The 15,058-nt window shown below is 32.4% G+C and carries 15 protein-coding genes; 10 read left to right on the forward strand and 5 right to left on the reverse strand.

The features are described from left to right. Window positions 1-55: 55 nt before the first annotated feature. On the reverse strand, window positions 56-463 hold the full coding sequence (locus tag DM397_RS23600) for an RNA-binding S4 domain-containing protein (protein ID WP_111380237.1): 408 nt from the start codon (window positions 461-463) through the stop codon (window positions 56-58). A gap of 79 nt (window positions 464-542) precedes the next feature. On the opposite strand from DM397_RS23600, the gene DM397_RS23605 reads away from it, so the two are divergent. Next, entirely contained in the window at window positions 543-1,757 is a 1,215-nt protein-coding gene (locus tag DM397_RS23605; RefSeq protein WP_111380239.1) for an FKBP-type peptidyl-prolyl cis-trans isomerase, read from the forward strand. A gap of 166 nt (window positions 1,758-1,923) precedes the next feature. Here DM397_RS23605 and DM397_RS23610 read toward each other — a convergent pair whose 3' ends face one another. Then, window positions 1,924-2,877: a transketolase family protein gene (locus DM397_RS23610; protein ID WP_111380241.1), complete on the reverse strand. Its 954-nt coding sequence runs from the start codon at window positions 2,875-2,877 to the stop codon at window positions 1,924-1,926. Window positions 2,878-2,948: 71 nt separating this feature from the next. After that, window positions 2,949-3,797 carry a transketolase gene (locus DM397_RS23615; protein ID WP_111380243.1) on the reverse strand — a complete coding sequence of 283 codons (849 nt, stop codon included), beginning with the start codon at window positions 3,795-3,797 and terminating at the stop codon, window positions 2,949-2,951. A gap of 439 nt (window positions 3,798-4,236) precedes the next feature. On the opposite strand from DM397_RS23615, the gene DM397_RS23620 reads away from it, so the two are divergent. Continuing rightward, window positions 4,237-4,950: a glycosyltransferase family 2 protein gene (locus DM397_RS23620; protein WP_111380244.1), complete on the forward strand. Its 714-nt coding sequence runs from the start codon at window positions 4,237-4,239 to the stop codon at window positions 4,948-4,950. 566 nt (window positions 4,951-5,516) lie between these two features. Next, a complete protein-coding gene (locus DM397_RS23850) occupies window positions 5,517-6,359 on the forward strand; it encodes a hypothetical protein (RefSeq protein WP_142479107.1) in 843 nt (280 codons plus the stop codon). A gap of 59 nt (window positions 6,360-6,418) precedes the next feature. On the opposite strand, the gene DM397_RS23630 is transcribed toward DM397_RS23850, so the two are convergent. Together DM397_RS23630 and DM397_RS23635 are read right to left on the reverse strand one after the other, a co-directional pair. Further along, entirely contained in the window at window positions 6,419-6,718 is a 300-nt protein-coding gene (locus tag DM397_RS23630) for a hypothetical protein (RefSeq protein WP_111380248.1), read from the reverse strand. Between the two features lie 119 nt (window positions 6,719-6,837). Continuing rightward, the gene (locus tag DM397_RS23635; RefSeq protein WP_111380250.1) at window positions 6,838-7,716 is read right to left on the reverse strand and encodes a polysaccharide deacetylase family protein; all 879 of its coding nucleotides are present in this window, start codon (window positions 7,714-7,716) and stop codon (window positions 6,838-6,840) included. 222 nt (window positions 7,717-7,938) lie between these two features. On the opposite strand from DM397_RS23635, the gene tgt reads away from it, so the two are divergent. The 7 genes from tgt (at window position 7,939) to DM397_RS23965 (ending at window position 15,030) form a co-directional block, all read left to right on the forward strand. Beyond that, entirely contained in the window at window positions 7,939-9,069 is a 1,131-nt protein-coding gene (tgt, locus tag DM397_RS23640; RefSeq protein WP_109190358.1) for a tRNA guanosine(34) transglycosylase Tgt, read from the forward strand. A 97-nt stretch (window positions 9,070-9,166) separates the two neighbouring features. Beyond that, complete coding sequence (locus DM397_RS23645) at window positions 9,167-10,255, forward strand: LptF/LptG family permease (RefSeq protein ID WP_111380251.1); 1,089 nt, start codon at window positions 9,167-9,169, stop codon at window positions 10,253-10,255. Then, window positions 10,242-11,132, forward strand: coding sequence for a DMT family transporter (locus DM397_RS23650; protein WP_111380253.1), 891 nt, complete (start codon window positions 10,242-10,244; stop codon window positions 11,130-11,132). Before DM397_RS23645 ends, DM397_RS23650 begins: the two co-directional genes overlap by 14 nt. Window positions 11,133-11,244: 112 nt before the next feature. Continuing rightward, entirely contained in the window at window positions 11,245-12,198 is a 954-nt protein-coding gene (locus tag DM397_RS23655; protein WP_111380255.1) for an acetyl-CoA carboxylase carboxyltransferase subunit alpha, read from the forward strand. Between the two features lie 140 nt (window positions 12,199-12,338). After that, a complete protein-coding gene (gene dnaB / locus DM397_RS23660) occupies window positions 12,339-13,883 on the forward strand; it encodes a replicative DNA helicase (protein ID WP_111380257.1) in 1,545 nt (514 codons plus the stop codon). A gap of 141 nt (window positions 13,884-14,024) precedes the next feature. Beyond that, window positions 14,025-14,375 (forward strand): hypothetical protein, encoded by a 351-nt coding sequence (locus DM397_RS23665; RefSeq protein WP_111380259.1) that lies wholly within the window; start codon window positions 14,025-14,027, stop codon window positions 14,373-14,375. Window positions 14,376-14,400: 25 nt separating this feature from the next. Beyond that, window positions 14,401-15,030 (forward strand): hypothetical protein, encoded by a 630-nt coding sequence (locus DM397_RS23965; RefSeq protein ID WP_111380260.1) that lies wholly within the window; start codon window positions 14,401-14,403, stop codon window positions 15,028-15,030. Window positions 15,031-15,058: the final 28 nt, after the last annotated feature.

Here is a 15,058-nt window from a genome sequence, read left to right on the forward strand (position 1 = left end):
TTTGTTTTTCTGTTTGGAATTTGATTGTTTTTTGAAATTTGGGATTTAATAAAATTTAGATTTGTTCGGTTTCATTTTCTTCGTCATCCTCATCATAAATTTCGTCTCCATAATCATCAATGTCTCTTCTGTCTTTTTTAGTCGGACGCCCGGTGCCACTTCTTCTGTAATGTTCTTTGGAAAGTTTTAATAACTCTAAATGTGCATAAGCTTCTGGCGGAGTTTCATTTTTTCGGTAAATATCAACCAATTTTGCTCCAACACGATTTTGCGGAATATCTAAAACCGTTATAATTTGTGTAATTTGATCTTTTCTAAAAGTAATTCGGTCTGTAGGAAAAACTTCTTTTGAAGGTTTTGCAATCTGTCCATTTACAGTGATCTGATTCTTTTTGCAAGCTTCAGTAACCATGTTTCTGGTCTTGTAATAACGAACGCACCACAAGTATTTATCTATTCTCATAATTTTTCTAAAATCCAAGTTAATTTCTTTACAAAAATAAATCAATATTGTATCTTGCGCACCTAAAAAAATGATAATAATGAATAAATTTAAATATTATTTTGTTTTATTGCTTGCTGGTCTTGCCATCGTTTCTTGTAATAAAAAAGATGAGGATGATCCGGTGATTGTTCCTTTAAGGGATTATCAAGAACAATTTAATACTGATAATGCAGATATTGAAGAATATTTAAAGACCTACTACATCACAGTTTCTGCAAATATGGATGTTACTTTTACTAAAATAACAGATCCAGCGACGCAGCCTTCTATAATGTCGTACTTGAATAGTCCAACCTTTCCAAAACTACTTTTAAGAGAAATTCCGTATGTACATGGAATAACTTATAAGATGTATTATTTGGTTTTAAGAGAGGGTGTAGGTTCTGCTCCAATGAATACTGATGGAGTTGTGACGGCTTATAAAGGAGAATATATGAAACGTGTTGATGCAACAGTTAAGGATCCGTCATATGTAACAACTACATTTTTTGAACAAGTAGTGTATCCGAAAGTAAGTTTGGATTTATTTACAACTATTATGGGCTGGAGTGAAGCTTTTCCTCAATTTAAAACAGGAACCACTACTTATAATGCTGATGGAACTGCCAATTATCAGGATTTTGGAGCTGGAGTTTTATTTATTCCTTCAGGTTTAGGATATTATGCTGGTGGATCGAGCTCAATTCCAGCTTATTCTCCATTAGTTTTTACGATCAAATTATATGATATTAGAAGAATGGATCATGAAAATAATGGATATAGCAGTGTTGGTGAATTAATATTGAATCCTGATGGTGTTTTTGATTATCAGGAAGATCTAAATGGGGATGGTTATGTGCGTGATTACAGAAATACAACTTTGTACCCAAACCCTCCAGCAAACCCTGACGACAGCGATAAAGATGGAATTCCTGACTTTTTGGATCAAGATGATGATGGAGATGGTTATACAACTCGATTTGAAATTACAAAGCCTAGCGATCAGGTGGGTTGGGGAACACTAGATGGAAATGCTTTCTATTTTGGAATAAGAAACTATTATCCTTGGGATCCATTGACGGATGATGCTACTACGCCAAATGTTGATGAAACAGAGCCAAGAGGAATTCCTAGAAGGCCTACGGGTAAACTTAAAGATGAAAATGCGGCTGAATCAATAGATAATCCTAGAAGTTTTGTTCCGGAAGATTATACAGCATCTGGACGATTAAGAATTCATTTGGATAAAACGTATCCTTATCAAAAGAAATAAATAAATAAAACAGAAAAATGAAAGCCTCGAAATGTAATTTTCGGGGCTTTTTTTATGCGAAAATCCAGATTTTTGATCTTTCAGTTTTCAAAAAAAAACAGGGTCAATAAAAAAACCTCGAAATCTAAATTTCGAGGTTTTTCTATAAAGTAAGAAAGTTTAAAGATTACTTTCTTTTAATTACTCTTTCTACAGCTTCAACAATCGCTTGGTTGTTTAATTTGTATTTTTCCATTAATTGTTCAGGAGTTCCAGATTCTCCGAAACTGTCTTTAACAGCTACAAATTCTTGTGGAGTTGGATTGTTTAAAGCTAATACTCCTGAAACACTCTCTCCAAGGCCTCCAAGGTAGTTGTGCTCTTCTGCAGTAACTACACATCTTGTTTTAGCAACCGATTTAAGAATAGCTTCTTCATCAAGAGGTTTGATAGTGTGGATGTTGATTACTTCAGCAGAAATTCCTTTTGCTTCCAGTTTTTCAGCAGCGATAAGAGCTTCCCAAACTAAGTGTCCTGTTGCAATGATAGTAACATCTGTTCCTTCGTTTAATAAAATTGCTTTTCCAATTACGAAAGGTTCGTCAGCAGGAGTAAAGTTTGCTACCACTGGACGTCCAAAACGTAAGTAAGCAGGACCATGGTGATCTGCTAATGCGATAGTTGCAGCTTTAGTCTGGTTGTAATCGCAAGTATTGATTACAGTCATTCCTGGCAACATTTTCATTAATCCTATATCTTCTAGGATTTGGTGAGTTGCACCGTCTTCTCCTAAAGTTAAACCAGCGTGAGAAGCACAGATTTTTACGTTTTTATCTGAATAAGCAACAGATTGACGGATTTGATCGTAAACTCTTCCTGTAGAGAAGTTAGCGAAAGTTCCAGTAAAAGGAATTTTTCCTCCAATTGTTAAACCTGCCGCAATTCCAATCATGTTTGCTTCAGCAATTCCGATTTGGAAAAAACGCTCTGGGTGATTTTTCTTGAAATCATCAAATTTTAATGATCCAATTAAGTCGGCGCATAATGCAACAACATTTTCGTTTTTTTGACCTAGTTCAGTCATTCCCGCTCCAAAACCAGAACGAGTGTCTTTACTTCCTGTATTTTCGTATTTTTTCATTTTGTTTTTTGCTATACGCAATAGGCTGTAGGCAATAGGCTTAAAGCTTAATGCTTACTGCTTAAAGCTTTTTAATAATCTGCTAAAGTTGAAACGTTTTGAGCTAAAGCACTAGCCAACTGATCGTTGTTTGGTGCTTTACCATGCCATGCATGAGTGTGCATCATGAAATCTACACCGTTACCCATTTCTGTATGTAATAAAATGCAAACTGGTTTTCCTTTTCCTGTTCTTGATTTAGCATCAGTTAAACCGGCGATGATAGCGTCAATGCTGTTTCCTTCTTTAATTTCTAAAACATCCCAGTCAAAAGCTTCAAATTTAGCGCGAAGACTTCCCATTGGTAAAACTTCATCAGTTGTTCCGTCAATTTGTTTACCGTTAAGGTCAATTGTTGCAATGATGTTGTCTACTTTTTTAGCAGAAGCATACATGATAGCTTCCCAGTTTTGACCTTCTTGTAGTTCTCCGTCTCCGTGTAGACTATATACAATATGATTGTCTTTGTTTAATTTTTTAGCTTGAGCAGCCCCCAAAGCTACAGATAAACCTTGTCCTAATGAACCAGACGCAATGCGAACTCCAGGTAAACCTTCGTGAGTTGTTGGGTGTCCTTGTAAACGAGAATCTAATAATCTGAATGTAGCTAATTCTGAAACTGGAAAGTAACCACTACGTGCTAGAACGCTATAAAAGACAGGTGAGATGTGTCCGTTCGAAAGGAAGAACAAATCTTCTCCAATTCCGTCCATATCAAAACCTTCTTTACGGTCCATTATATTCTGATATAATGTTACCAAAAATTCAGTACAACCTAATGAACCACCTGGGTGTCCAGAGTTTACAGCATGTACCATTCTAAGAATATCTCTTCTTACTTGGATCGTTAAATCGCTTAATTGTTGTGTGTTAGGCTTCATTTTATATGTAAAAGTTAAACTGGAGCAAAAGTAATCGTTATTTTGCGGGGAGACAAATGATTTTTTGCTTTAGTTTTATTGCAATTGTTAAATTTTGCTGTTTTTTTTATGTTTTGAAAAAAAATATAACGCATGTTTTTGTTTTTTGTTCTTTTAAAGTGTGTTTTTTACATTTAATAAAAAGGTTTTGCTTGATGAAGCAATTTAATGCAGTTAAATAAAGAAAAACTTTCTAGGGAATTTCTTAGGATTTATTGATTTTTGATATATCTGTTGTTAGCGTAATAAATCTTAAAAAAGGATCTGAGGCATATCCTAAAACAATTATATTTGCCCAAATTTTTTAAAACGAAAATCTTTTATTTAACAGGGAAAAATTTTACTGACAATGATTTTTAAATAGAAAATCTAAAATAACAAATACCATATAGGAACTAAAATGAGCCAAAAACTATCAATCATTATACCTGCTTATAATGAAGAAAAAACCATAAATTTTATATTAGACAAAATTAAAAAAGTTGAATTAATAGAAAATATTGAAAAAGAGATTATAATTGTAGATGATTGTTCTTCAGATAATTCTTTAAAAGCATTTAATGAATATAAAGCAGCCAATAGTGAATTAGATATTGTAATTTTAACGCATTCTATAAATAAAGGAAAAGGAGCTGCTCTTCATTCTGGAATAAGTAAGGCAACAGGAGATATATTAATAATTCAAGATGCCGATTTAGAATACGATCCTGCTGAATATAATATATTGCTTAGACCGATTGTAGAGGGATATGCGGATGTAGTATATGGAAGCAGATTTATGGGAGGTAAGCCTCATAGAATATTGTTTTTTTGGCATAGTATAGGGAACAAGTTTTTGACATTTTTGAGTAATATGTTTACTAATCTTAACCTTACTGATATGGAAACCTGTTATAAAATGTTTAAAACTGAGATTATTCAAAATGTAAAACTTTGTGAAAAAAGATTTGGTTTTGAACCTGAGGTTACTGCAAAAATTTCTAAAATTAGTGGTATCAGGATTTATGAGGTTGGAATTAGTTACTACGGAAGAACATTTGAAGAAGGAAAAAAAATAAGTTGGAAAGATGGCTTTAGAGCTATTTATTGTATTCTTAAATACGCAATTAGATGAAAAAGGTTTGTTTGTTTCTTTTAATTTCAGGTATAATACTAAGATTTGTAATTCAATTTGTTTTTCCTGTTTTTAATGGTGATGAAATTTCATTGGGAAACAATATTAAGAACTCGGGTTTTGTAGAATTACTCTATCCATTAGATTCGTTTCAATCGGCGCCACCTTTATATTTATGGATTCAAAGGTTTATTGTTCAGACTTTTCCATTTAGTTTTTGGATAAATATTAAAATCTTAAGTTTTATCTTTTCAATAAGTGGTTTAGTTTTGTTTTATGTCTTTATAAAAAGAAATAAGTTTAATCCAATATTTTTATTGTTATTTATTGTGTTGATTTTCAATCCGTTTATTGTTAATAATTCATTGACGGTAAAACAATATACTATTGACTTAACGGGAAGTATCTGTTTATTGGTATGTTTTCAATCAGAGAAATTTAAGAAGTACAATTGGGTTTTCTTTTTGATTTGGAGTTTGATGTCAAATATTGGTTTGTTTGCTTGCTGTGGGTATTTGATTTATAATTTATTCAAATCGAATTCATTCAATAATTTTAGCTTGTTTTTGAAATTTATAAAAAATAATATACTTACGATTCTTGTCCCTATTCCATATGTTGTTTATTTTTTATGGTTTATGAAGCAAAAAGGAGCGGCAGAATTAAAGTCTTATATGGTTCAATATTGGAGTGATACATTTATACCGCTTAATAGTTCAATTTTTAAATATTTGGTTTTTACTATTCACGGTTTGTGGACTTCTATCTTTAATGCTTTTGAAATTTGGGGAGTTTTTATGATGCTTCTTATAGTTCCTTTTTTTATTTTCTATAGAAAGCAATCATTATTTAAAGAAGAAATTTTGTTGCTTTTTTGCGTTGTTTTAGTGCATTTAATATTGAATGTTTTTCAAATGTATCCTTTCTCAGATAGGCTATACCTTTACATTGCTCCTTTTTTTATTTTGATTTTAGGATCATCTCTCAATACTCTTTCAGGTTTTGCAATTATTAAAAAACATTTTCAAAAAATAAATATAGTTATTTCGATTAGTACATTGTTTTTGTATGTTTTATATATACCTTCAAATGATAATAATGTATGTCTGTTGTATAAAAAGCTAAATAATTTAGAAGCTAATCAAGTTTATGTGACGGGAAAGTCTCTTGAGACAATAAATTCTTTCGATAAATTTACAGATAACAAATTTACTACCAATAAAAAGATTTTACTTCTTGACACCGAATTAGATAAGTCAAGTTATATAGTTTCTAGAGTGAGTAAAAAACTGAAATTGAACTCAACGAGCCCTCCTGAATCTGAAATTCAAAATCTAATAAAATCTAACAGAATCAAAAGAATTGATCAGGTGAATGGATACGATATTTATGAAATTAAGAATAGGTAAAAACAAAAAAAAAGTCCTCAGAATGAGGGCTTTTTTTATATCTTCATAAATAAGCAATTTTACTCAGTATCACCTTCACTATAATAATTATTTTCTTCGTCTTCCGAACCTATTTCCTCTTGATCATCGTCTAGCTCAGCACCTGGAATGTCTAAATCATTTCCAATTTTGTCGCTGTTTTGTTCCCACTCATTACTATTTTGAATGATGGTTTTGTCAGTAGAAATGTTTTCTGGGTCGATATTGTCTAACTTATCTTCACGATTGTAAATATCTTCACTTGCTGGATAATTTAAATTTTCCAGATTTCTTTCTATCTCATTTTCTTTTGCTGTATTTTTATCTTCTGAATTTATCATATTGCCAATATTTAATATTATTAAACAGATACTTTATCTACTATAAAGTTATGAAATCTATGCTTTCAATGCTTATGTTTTTAAAATCAGTATGTTATAATGTTTTCGCAAAAAAAATCTTATTCTCTATTTGACAAATTCTCTAATTGCCTAATTTGTTTCCAAGTAATTAACTGAATGTTATTTTCTTTTAGTTTTGCTTCACATTTGTCACTTGTAAAAAAATCGAAGTCTATTTGACGCCATTCTGAGCCAAAATTAGGATGATTTATTGTGATGCCTTGCATTTCAAAATCGTCAAAGGCAGGATGAAGCAGGAAAACATTAAATCCAGAAACTATACTATCTAAAGCTCTTTCATACGATTCTTTAAGTTCTCCTTTTTCAAAATCAGTATAGTATCCAATTAAAAGGTTGTCAGCCAAAAGTGTATCATCAAAATTATATTTTTCATTAGATAAAGAAATAGATTCTACAAAGCTTTTGTTAATAAAAACAGGTAAGTTGTATGATTTTCCTAGCTCTTTATAGATTTCTAAAATTTCAGGAGTAACCCCAACACTGCACATATGCGAGTCGAGATGCGTCGGCTGAATGCCAAATTGCAAAGCTTTTTCTATTTGGGCGATAAGTTCTTTTTTGATTTCTGAAGGTTTTGCGTTGTTTTTGAAATTTTGTCTGGTTTTATAAAAATAGCCATTTTGATCTACTAGACTTGAAACTTCGGAAATGGGAAGAACTGGACCAAACTTATAATTCTCCCATTCGCAAGTAAGAGTCAAGTGAATTCCGCAGTCATAATTTGGATTGTTTTTTGCGAAAGTTGCTATTTCAAAAAACCATGGACATGGCACCATGATACTATAAGAGTTTACAGATCCGTTTTGAAGTGCTTTTATCGTTGCCTGATTTTCTGAATGAGACAGTCCGGCATCATCGGCATGAATGATTAATAATTTGGCGTTTTTAGGATATCCGAGTTTTTGTGCTAAGTTCATTTGAATTTTTATTATTGTGAATATGCTGTGTGTGTACTCCAACTTCGCTCAGTCTGACAGTGCAATATTTCATTTATAGTAGATTTTATTCAAATTTAAAAAAATCTCAAGTTTAGGTTTTGTATTGTTTTTGAATTAACTCAATTTTATAATTCACAATTTTTCTAATTAATAAAATTTCCCTGAAATTAGCTTATCTTTGCCGACTGAAAAAAGAAAGAAATGAAGTTCGATTTATTACAAAAAGATCCGCAGTCTAAAGCAAGAGCGGGAAGTATTACTACTGATCACGGCGTAATTGAAACGCCTATTTTTATGCCCGTTGGAACGGTTGCTTCTGTAAAAGGAGTGCATCAGCGCGAATTGAAAGAAGAAATAAATCCGGATATTATTCTTGGAAATACATACCATTTATATTTACGCCCACAGACTGAGATTTTAGAAAAAGCAGGTGGATTGCATAAATTCATGAACTGGGATCGTAATATTTTGACTGATTCTGGAGGATATCAAGTGTATTCTCTTTCTTCAAATAGAAAAATTAAAGAAGAAGGAGTGAAGTTTAAATCGCATATTGACGGTTCTTACCACTTTTTTACACCAGAAAATGTAATGGAAATTCAGCGTACAATTGGTGCCGATATTATTATGGCATTTGATGAGTGTACGCCTTATCCTTGCGATTACCGTTATGCACAGCGTTCTATGCATATGACACATCGTTGGTTAGACAGATGTATCAATCATTTAGAAAAAGTACCTTATAAATACGGATACGAACAAACGTTTTTTCCAATAGTTCAAGGAAGTACCTACAAAGATTTGCGCCGTCAGTCGGCTGAATATATTGCAAACGCTGGTCAGCAAGGAAATGCAATTGGAGGACTTTCTGTTGGTGAACCAGCTGAAGAAATGTATGCGATGACCGAAGTGGTTTGTGAGATTCTTCCTGAAGATAAACCTCGTTATTTAATGGGGGTTGGAACTCCAATTAATATTTTAGAAAATATCGCGTTAGGAATTGATATGTTTGACTGTGTTATGCCAACTCGTAATGCTAGAAACGGTATGTTGTTTACAGCAAACGGAACTATCAATATCAAGAACAAAAAGTGGGAAGCCGATTTCTCTCCAATCGATGAAATGGGACACACTTTTGTTGATACAGAATATACAAAAGCCTATTTACGCCACTTGTTTGCTGCCAACGAATATTTAGGAAAACAAATTGCTACTATTCATAATCTTGGTTTCTATATGTGGTTGGTTCGTGAAGCTAGAAAACATATCTTAGCAGGCGATTTTAGACCATGGAAAGAAATGATGGTTAAAAATATGAGTCAAAGACTTTAAAAGGGTTTAAGTTTCAGGTTTCAAGTTTCAGGTTCTGGTAAGAATCGAATCTAACAAACTTGAAACCTGAAACAAGAAAAACTTGAAACAAAAATCTATGTTAACAATAATAGATAAATACATCTTAAAAAGATATCTGGGAACTTTCTCTGTCATGCTGCTTTTGTTTGCACCGATCGGAATTGTAATTGACGTTTCTGAAAAGGTGAATAAAATGCTTGAAAACAAGATTCCGTTTGGAGATATTGCTTTCTATTATTACAACTTTACAATCTACTTTATTAATTCGCTATTTCCGATATTTTTGTTCTTGTCGGTAATCTGGTTCACATCAAAATTGGCCAATAATACAGAGATTATTGCTATTTTGAGTTCTGGAATTTCGTTTACACGTTTCTTACGTCCTTATATTATTGGTGCAACAATTGTTTCGATTTTTGTATTGCTTATGGGGTTTTTTATTGTTCCTGCAGCCAGCGAAGGCTACAATAATTTTAGGTATACTTATCTGAAAGGAAATGGAAAAGAACTCATGCGTGGTGAAAATACCAATGTTTTTAGACAAATCAATGACCATGATTTTATATTTGTAAACAGCTTTAATGAAGAATCAAAAACAGCTTTCAATTTTTCTTTAGAACATTTCGAAAAAGAAAAACTGACTTATAAAATTACTGCAAGCCGTATTAAATGGGATCCTAAAAAAAAGATTTACGTTTTATATGATTATACAAAAAGAACAGTAGGAGAGTTGAACGACGTACTTGAAAAAGCTCCCGAAAAAAATGTTGCCTTCAAATTTGAATTGGCAGATTTAACGCCAGTAGTGTATATTGCCGAAACATTGACTTTAGGAAAATTAATTGATTTTATTGAAAAAGAAAGAAAAAGAGGTTCAGGAAATATCAATACTTATTTGGTTGTTCTTTACAAAAAATACAGCATACCAGTTTCAGCATTTATTTTGACGATTATTGCGGTTTCGGTTTCTTCTATGAAACGCCGTGGCGGAATGGGAATGAACCTTGCCATCGGAATTGCGATTGCGTTTTCATTTGTATTCTTTGATAAAATCTTTGGTACACTTGCCGAAAAATCTACATTCTCACCTTTATTAGCTGTCTGGTTCCCGAATATTGTTTTCGGAATACTAGCAGTTTACTTATTACGTAATGCGAAACGATAATTTAAAAAGTTATTTAAATCTTCACTTAATTGTTTTTATCTGGGGTTTTACAGCCATTTTAGGCGCTTTAATTACCATTGATGCCGAAAATTTGGTTTGGTACAGAATGTTAATTGCGATGATTTTCCTAGGCGGATTTATTGCGTTTAAAAAACAGTCATTTCAAGTCCCGATAAAAGAATTTTTCAAATTGATTTTTGTCGGATTATTGATTGCGCTTCATTGGATTTTCTTTTTTAGGGCAATTCATGTTTCTAATGTTTCAATTACACTTTCCATATTTTCATTAGGAGCATTTTTTGCTTCTTTATTAGAACCGTTATTTTATGGAAGAAAAGTGCTTTGGTATGAAGTTCTCTTTGGACTTATAATTATAGCCGGTTTAGGGTTGATTCTTCAGGTAGAAATAAAATACCTCGAAGGCGTTTATTATGCCTTAGCAGCAATTATTTTAGGTGTTTTATTTACTTTAATGAATGGAAAATTGATTTCAGATCACGAACCTTCAGTAATTACATTTTATGAATTTGGAGCGGGAGTTTTCTTTATTACAGTTTATTTTTTATTTCAAGGAAAATTTACAGCAGATTTTTTCCAAATGTCTTTAAATAACTGGGTTTTATTATTAGTTTTAGCTTCAATCTGTACAGCTTATGCCTTTACTGCTTCGGTAAAAGTAATGCAGAGATTGACGCCTTATACCGTAATGTTAACCACTAATTTAGAGCCAGTTTACGGAATAGTTTTGGCTTATTTTATATTAGGAGGAAAAGAAAAAATGAGTGTTGAGTTTTACATCGGAGCTGTTATAATCATCATAACAGTTATTCTAAACGGTGTATTCAAGCATTATCAGAACAAGAAAGAAAACTTGTAATAGTTTCCTTATTATTAAAATGCATTTTTATACTTTAAATAACAATTAACTTCGCCAATGATATAATATTTTTATATTTGCGGTTCGATTTACAAACAAAATTCAAAAATCCATGGAATATTTAGATTTTGAGCTTCCAATTAAAGAACTTGAAGAACAGTTAGAAAAGTGCGTTATTATTGGAAAAGAATCTGACGTTGACGTAACGCCGACGTGCAAGGAAATCAACAAAAAATTAGTAGAGACTAAAAAAGAAATATATAAAAACCTTACGGCTTGGCAGAGGGTACAATTGTCAAGACACCCAAATAGACCTTATACTTTAGACTACATTAGAGCAATCTGTGGAGATACTTTCTTAGAGCTTCACGGAGATAGAGGTTTTAAAGATGATAAAGCAATGGTTGGTGGTCTTGGTAAAATAAACGGACAGTCGTTTATGATTATCGGTCAGCAAAAAGGTTTTAATACAAAAACACGTCAATACCGTAATTTCGGTATGGCTAATCCAGAAGGATACCGTAAAGCTTTGCGTTTGATGAAAATGGCTGAGAAATTCGGAGTTCCTGTTTTAACTTTAGTAGATACTCCAGGTGCATATCCAGGACTTGAAGCTGAAGAAAGAGGGCAAGGAGAAGCTATTGCTAGAAATATCTTTGAAATGGTTCGTTTGCAAGTGCCGATTATTACCGTTATTATTGGTGAAGGTGCTTCTGGTGGAGCTTTAGGGATTGGTGTTGGAGATAAGGTTTACATGCTTGAAAATACGTGGTATTCTGTAATTTCTCCAGAATCTTGCTCTTCTATTTTATGGAAAAGCTGGGAGTATAAAGAGCGTGCAGCAGAAGCTTTAAAGCTGACTTCTTCTGATATGAAAAAACAAAAATTAGTTGATGATGTGATTCCAGAACCACTAGGTGGAGCGCACTACGACCGCGAAACAACTTTCAAAACGGTTGCAGAATACATCACTAAAGGATATAATGAATTGAAAGACTTATCAACAGCTGACTTAATTGCCCAAAGAATGGACAAATACAGTAATATGGGCGAGTATAAAGAGTAAATTCATAAAAAAAGACTTAAAATCCGAAGCCTTACAGTTTCGGATTTTTTTTTGGTTATGAACAAATCAGAATTATTTATAAACAATTATTAGTTATAACTAGATAGCAGATTTTTTTTAAATTTTGCTACTTTCGCTATATGGAAAATTTCAAAAACTTAAACCCTGTTAAGGTCGACAAAACCACAATTATCAACTTAGAAAAAGGAAAGTTGCCACCGCAAGCTCTTGATTTGGAGGAGGCTGTACTTGGTGCGATGATGATTGATAAAAAAGGGGTAGATGATGTAATTGATATTTTGCAGGCCGAAGCTTTTTACAAAGACGCACACAAACATATTTTTGAAGCGATTTTGCAACTTTTTACTGAAACTCAGCCAATCGATATCTTAACAGTTTCGACTCAGTTAAAGAAAAATGGAAAGTTGGATTTAGCGGGCGGAGATTTTTATTTGATTCAGCTTACGCAGAAAATTGCTTCTTCGGCGCATATCGAATTTCACTCGCGTATCATTCTCCAAAAATTTATTCAAAGAAGTTTGATTAGAATTTCATCAGAAATTATTGAAGCATCATATGATGAAAGTGCAGACGTTTTTGATTTATTGGATCAAGCTGAATCTAAATTATACGAAGTTACACAAGGAAACATTAAGCGTAGTTCTGAAACCGCACAGAGTTTAGTTTTACAAGCTAAAAAGAAAATTGAGGAGATTTCTAAAAAAGAAGGATTAAGTGGTGTAGAAACTGGTTTTCATAATTTGGATAAGCTAACGTCTGGATGGCAGCCTAGTGATTTAATTATTATCGCGGCCAGACCAGCGATGGGAAAGACAGCATTTGTACTTTCTATGGCCAGAAACATTGCTATTCAATATGGGCATGGGGTAGCTTTATTCTCTCTTGAGATGGCATCTGTTCAGTTAATTACAAGGCTTATCTCTTCTGAAACTGGATTGTCTTCAGAAAAATTGCGTACAGGTAAATTAGAAGCTCATGAATGGACCATGTTGAGTACTAAAGTAAAAGATTTAGAGAAAGCGCCTTTATTTATTGATGATACACCATCACTTTCTATTTTCGATTTAAGAGCAAAATGCCGTCGTTTAGCTTCGCAACATGGTATTAAAATTATCATTATAGATTATTTGCAGTTGATGACAGCGGGAGGAAATGCTAAAGGAGGAGGAAATCGTGAGCAGGAAATTTCGACAATTTCCCGAAACTTAAAGGCTTTAGCAAAAGAACTTAACGTTCCGGTTATTGCACTTTCTCAGTTGTCGCGTGCCGTTGAGACGCGTGGTTCTAGTAAAAGACCTTTACTTTCGGATCTTCGTGAATCTGGAGCAATTGAGCAGGATGCTGATATTGTTTCATTTTTGTACCGACCAGAATATTACAAAATTGAGGAATGGGATGATGAGGAGGCTTCGCCAACTGCTGGGCAGGCTGAAATTATGATCGCTAAACACCGTAATGGTGGTATTGAAAACATTCGTTTGAAATTTTTAGGTCACTTAGGAAAATTTGATAATCTTGATGAATTTTCAGGTAGCTATGATGATTTGCCTTCAAAAATGAATCATGATGATAGTCCGTTTATTACTAATAATCTGCCTTCAGCTAATGAAGCCTTTGGAAGTAATTTAAATGATGACGATGATGATAGCGATGTTCCATTCTAGGAAAAAATCAAAAAGCCTTATTTTTAAGGCTTTTTTTGTGTTTAATTGTTAATTTTCTAATAAAAATCAGTAGTTTAGCGAAACCAATTATAAACTATCAAAGTTTTTTTAAATTATTAACCAATAAACAAAATTTAAATTATGAATGAAGAAACCTTTCCTGGACCTATTCAGATTTCAGTTGCTACTGCAAATGAATGGGAAAAGAGATATCATGATGATAACTCAATCGAAGACTCTAAGAACAAAGTAAAAGCTTTCTTAATACCAAGAGAAAGTTTGGAAAAAGTGTTAAAACTTGAGACAGAGGCTGTTTGGGCATATTTAGGTATAAACGACCAAAAAGAAAAAACATTACTTTTTGTAGGTGCCGAATATGATAAAGAAGCTGAAAAATGGATTAATGTCTACGGTATAGGTGAAGGAGCAGATGGTGAAGTAGGCGGTGGTGATGTGGTATATGATGGAATACGTCCTAGTCCACCGTATTAATATAAAACATACATCGCAAAATTAAATGAATAATTTTTTAATATACGGCACTTATTTGGTTTTATTACTAAATTTAATAGCCTACTCATTTAGCTTTTTCCGAAAGGGGAAAGCTAATGTTTTTTTTGTCTCTTACTTAGCATTTTGTTGCCTAATGCAGTATTCAATGGAGTTGTTATATCAGTTAGGAATGACTAATTTAATCATTGTCAATATTTATTTTATTGGACAGATGATACTATTAGGAATTTTTTACAACTCATTGATAAAAGTAAGAAGCCAAAAAATATTTATTAAAACCAGCTTAGCAATCGCATTATTAGTTTTAGCAATACAATTTTATAGGACTCCAAGCGAATTTCTTAAATTTAATTTGTTTGAAATTACTATAACAAATTTACTCATCGTTATTTTTGCTTTGTTTCATCTCTATAATATGCTCACAGGAGACAAGATATATTATTACACCAGTATAGGTTTAGTCTTCTATCTATTAGCAAGTACTGTATTTTATTTAATTGGAAATCTTTCTATTGGATTAAGTGATGATTTGAAGCTCTTAACATGGATGATAAACAATTTCCTGATTCTGGGTTTGCAATTTTTTATTTTATACGATTGGATAAAAAACTTCTCAAAAAAAACAGTTTTTTAGAATTGAATATTTATTAACCTTAATAAAA

The organism is Flavobacterium nitrogenifigens (genome assembly GCF_003254565.1).
Lineage (GTDB): Bacteria > Bacteroidota > Bacteroidia > Flavobacteriales > Flavobacteriaceae > Flavobacterium > Flavobacterium nitrogenifigens.

Bases quoted from the DNA above. Each gene is read 5' to 3' on its own strand.
- DM397_RS23600 (WP_111380237.1), bottom strand. From the start codon at position 463: ATGAGAATAGATAAATACTTGTGGTGCGTTCGTTATTACAAGACCAGA.
- DM397_RS23645 (WP_111380251.1), top strand. From the start codon at position 9,167: ATGTTAACAATAATAGATAAATACATCTTAAAAAGATATCTGGGAACT.
- DM397_RS23610 (WP_111380241.1), bottom strand. From the start codon at position 2,877: ATGAAAAAATACGAAAATACAGGAAGTAAAGACACTCGTTCTGGTTTT.
- DM397_RS23635 (WP_111380250.1), bottom strand. From the start codon at position 7,716: ATGAACTTAGCACAAAAACTCGGATATCCTAAAAACGCCAAATTATTA.
- DM397_RS23620 (WP_111380244.1), top strand. From the start codon at position 4,237: ATGAGCCAAAAACTATCAATCATTATACCTGCTTATAATGAAGAAAAA.
- DM397_RS23655 (WP_111380255.1), top strand. From the start codon at position 11,245: ATGGAATATTTAGATTTTGAGCTTCCAATTAAAGAACTTGAAGAACAG.
- DM397_RS23630 (WP_111380248.1), bottom strand. From the start codon at position 6,718: ATGATAAATTCAGAAGATAAAAATACAGCAAAAGAAAATGAGATAGAA.
- DM397_RS23665 (WP_111380259.1), top strand. From the start codon at position 14,025: ATGAATGAAGAAACCTTTCCTGGACCTATTCAGATTTCAGTTGCTACT.
- dnaB (WP_111380257.1), top strand. From the start codon at position 12,339: ATGGAAAATTTCAAAAACTTAAACCCTGTTAAGGTCGACAAAACCACA.
- DM397_RS23965 (WP_111380260.1), top strand. From the start codon at position 14,401: ATGAATAATTTTTTAATATACGGCACTTATTTGGTTTTATTACTAAAT.
- DM397_RS23615 (WP_111380243.1), bottom strand. From the start codon at position 3,797: ATGAAGCCTAACACACAACAATTAAGCGATTTAACGATCCAAGTAAGA.
- DM397_RS23605 (WP_111380239.1), top strand. From the start codon at position 543: ATGAATAAATTTAAATATTATTTTGTTTTATTGCTTGCTGGTCTTGCC.
- DM397_RS23650 (WP_111380253.1), top strand. From the start codon at position 10,242: ATGCGAAACGATAATTTAAAAAGTTATTTAAATCTTCACTTAATTGTT.
- tgt (WP_109190358.1), top strand. From the start codon at position 7,939: ATGAAGTTCGATTTATTACAAAAAGATCCGCAGTCTAAAGCAAGAGCG.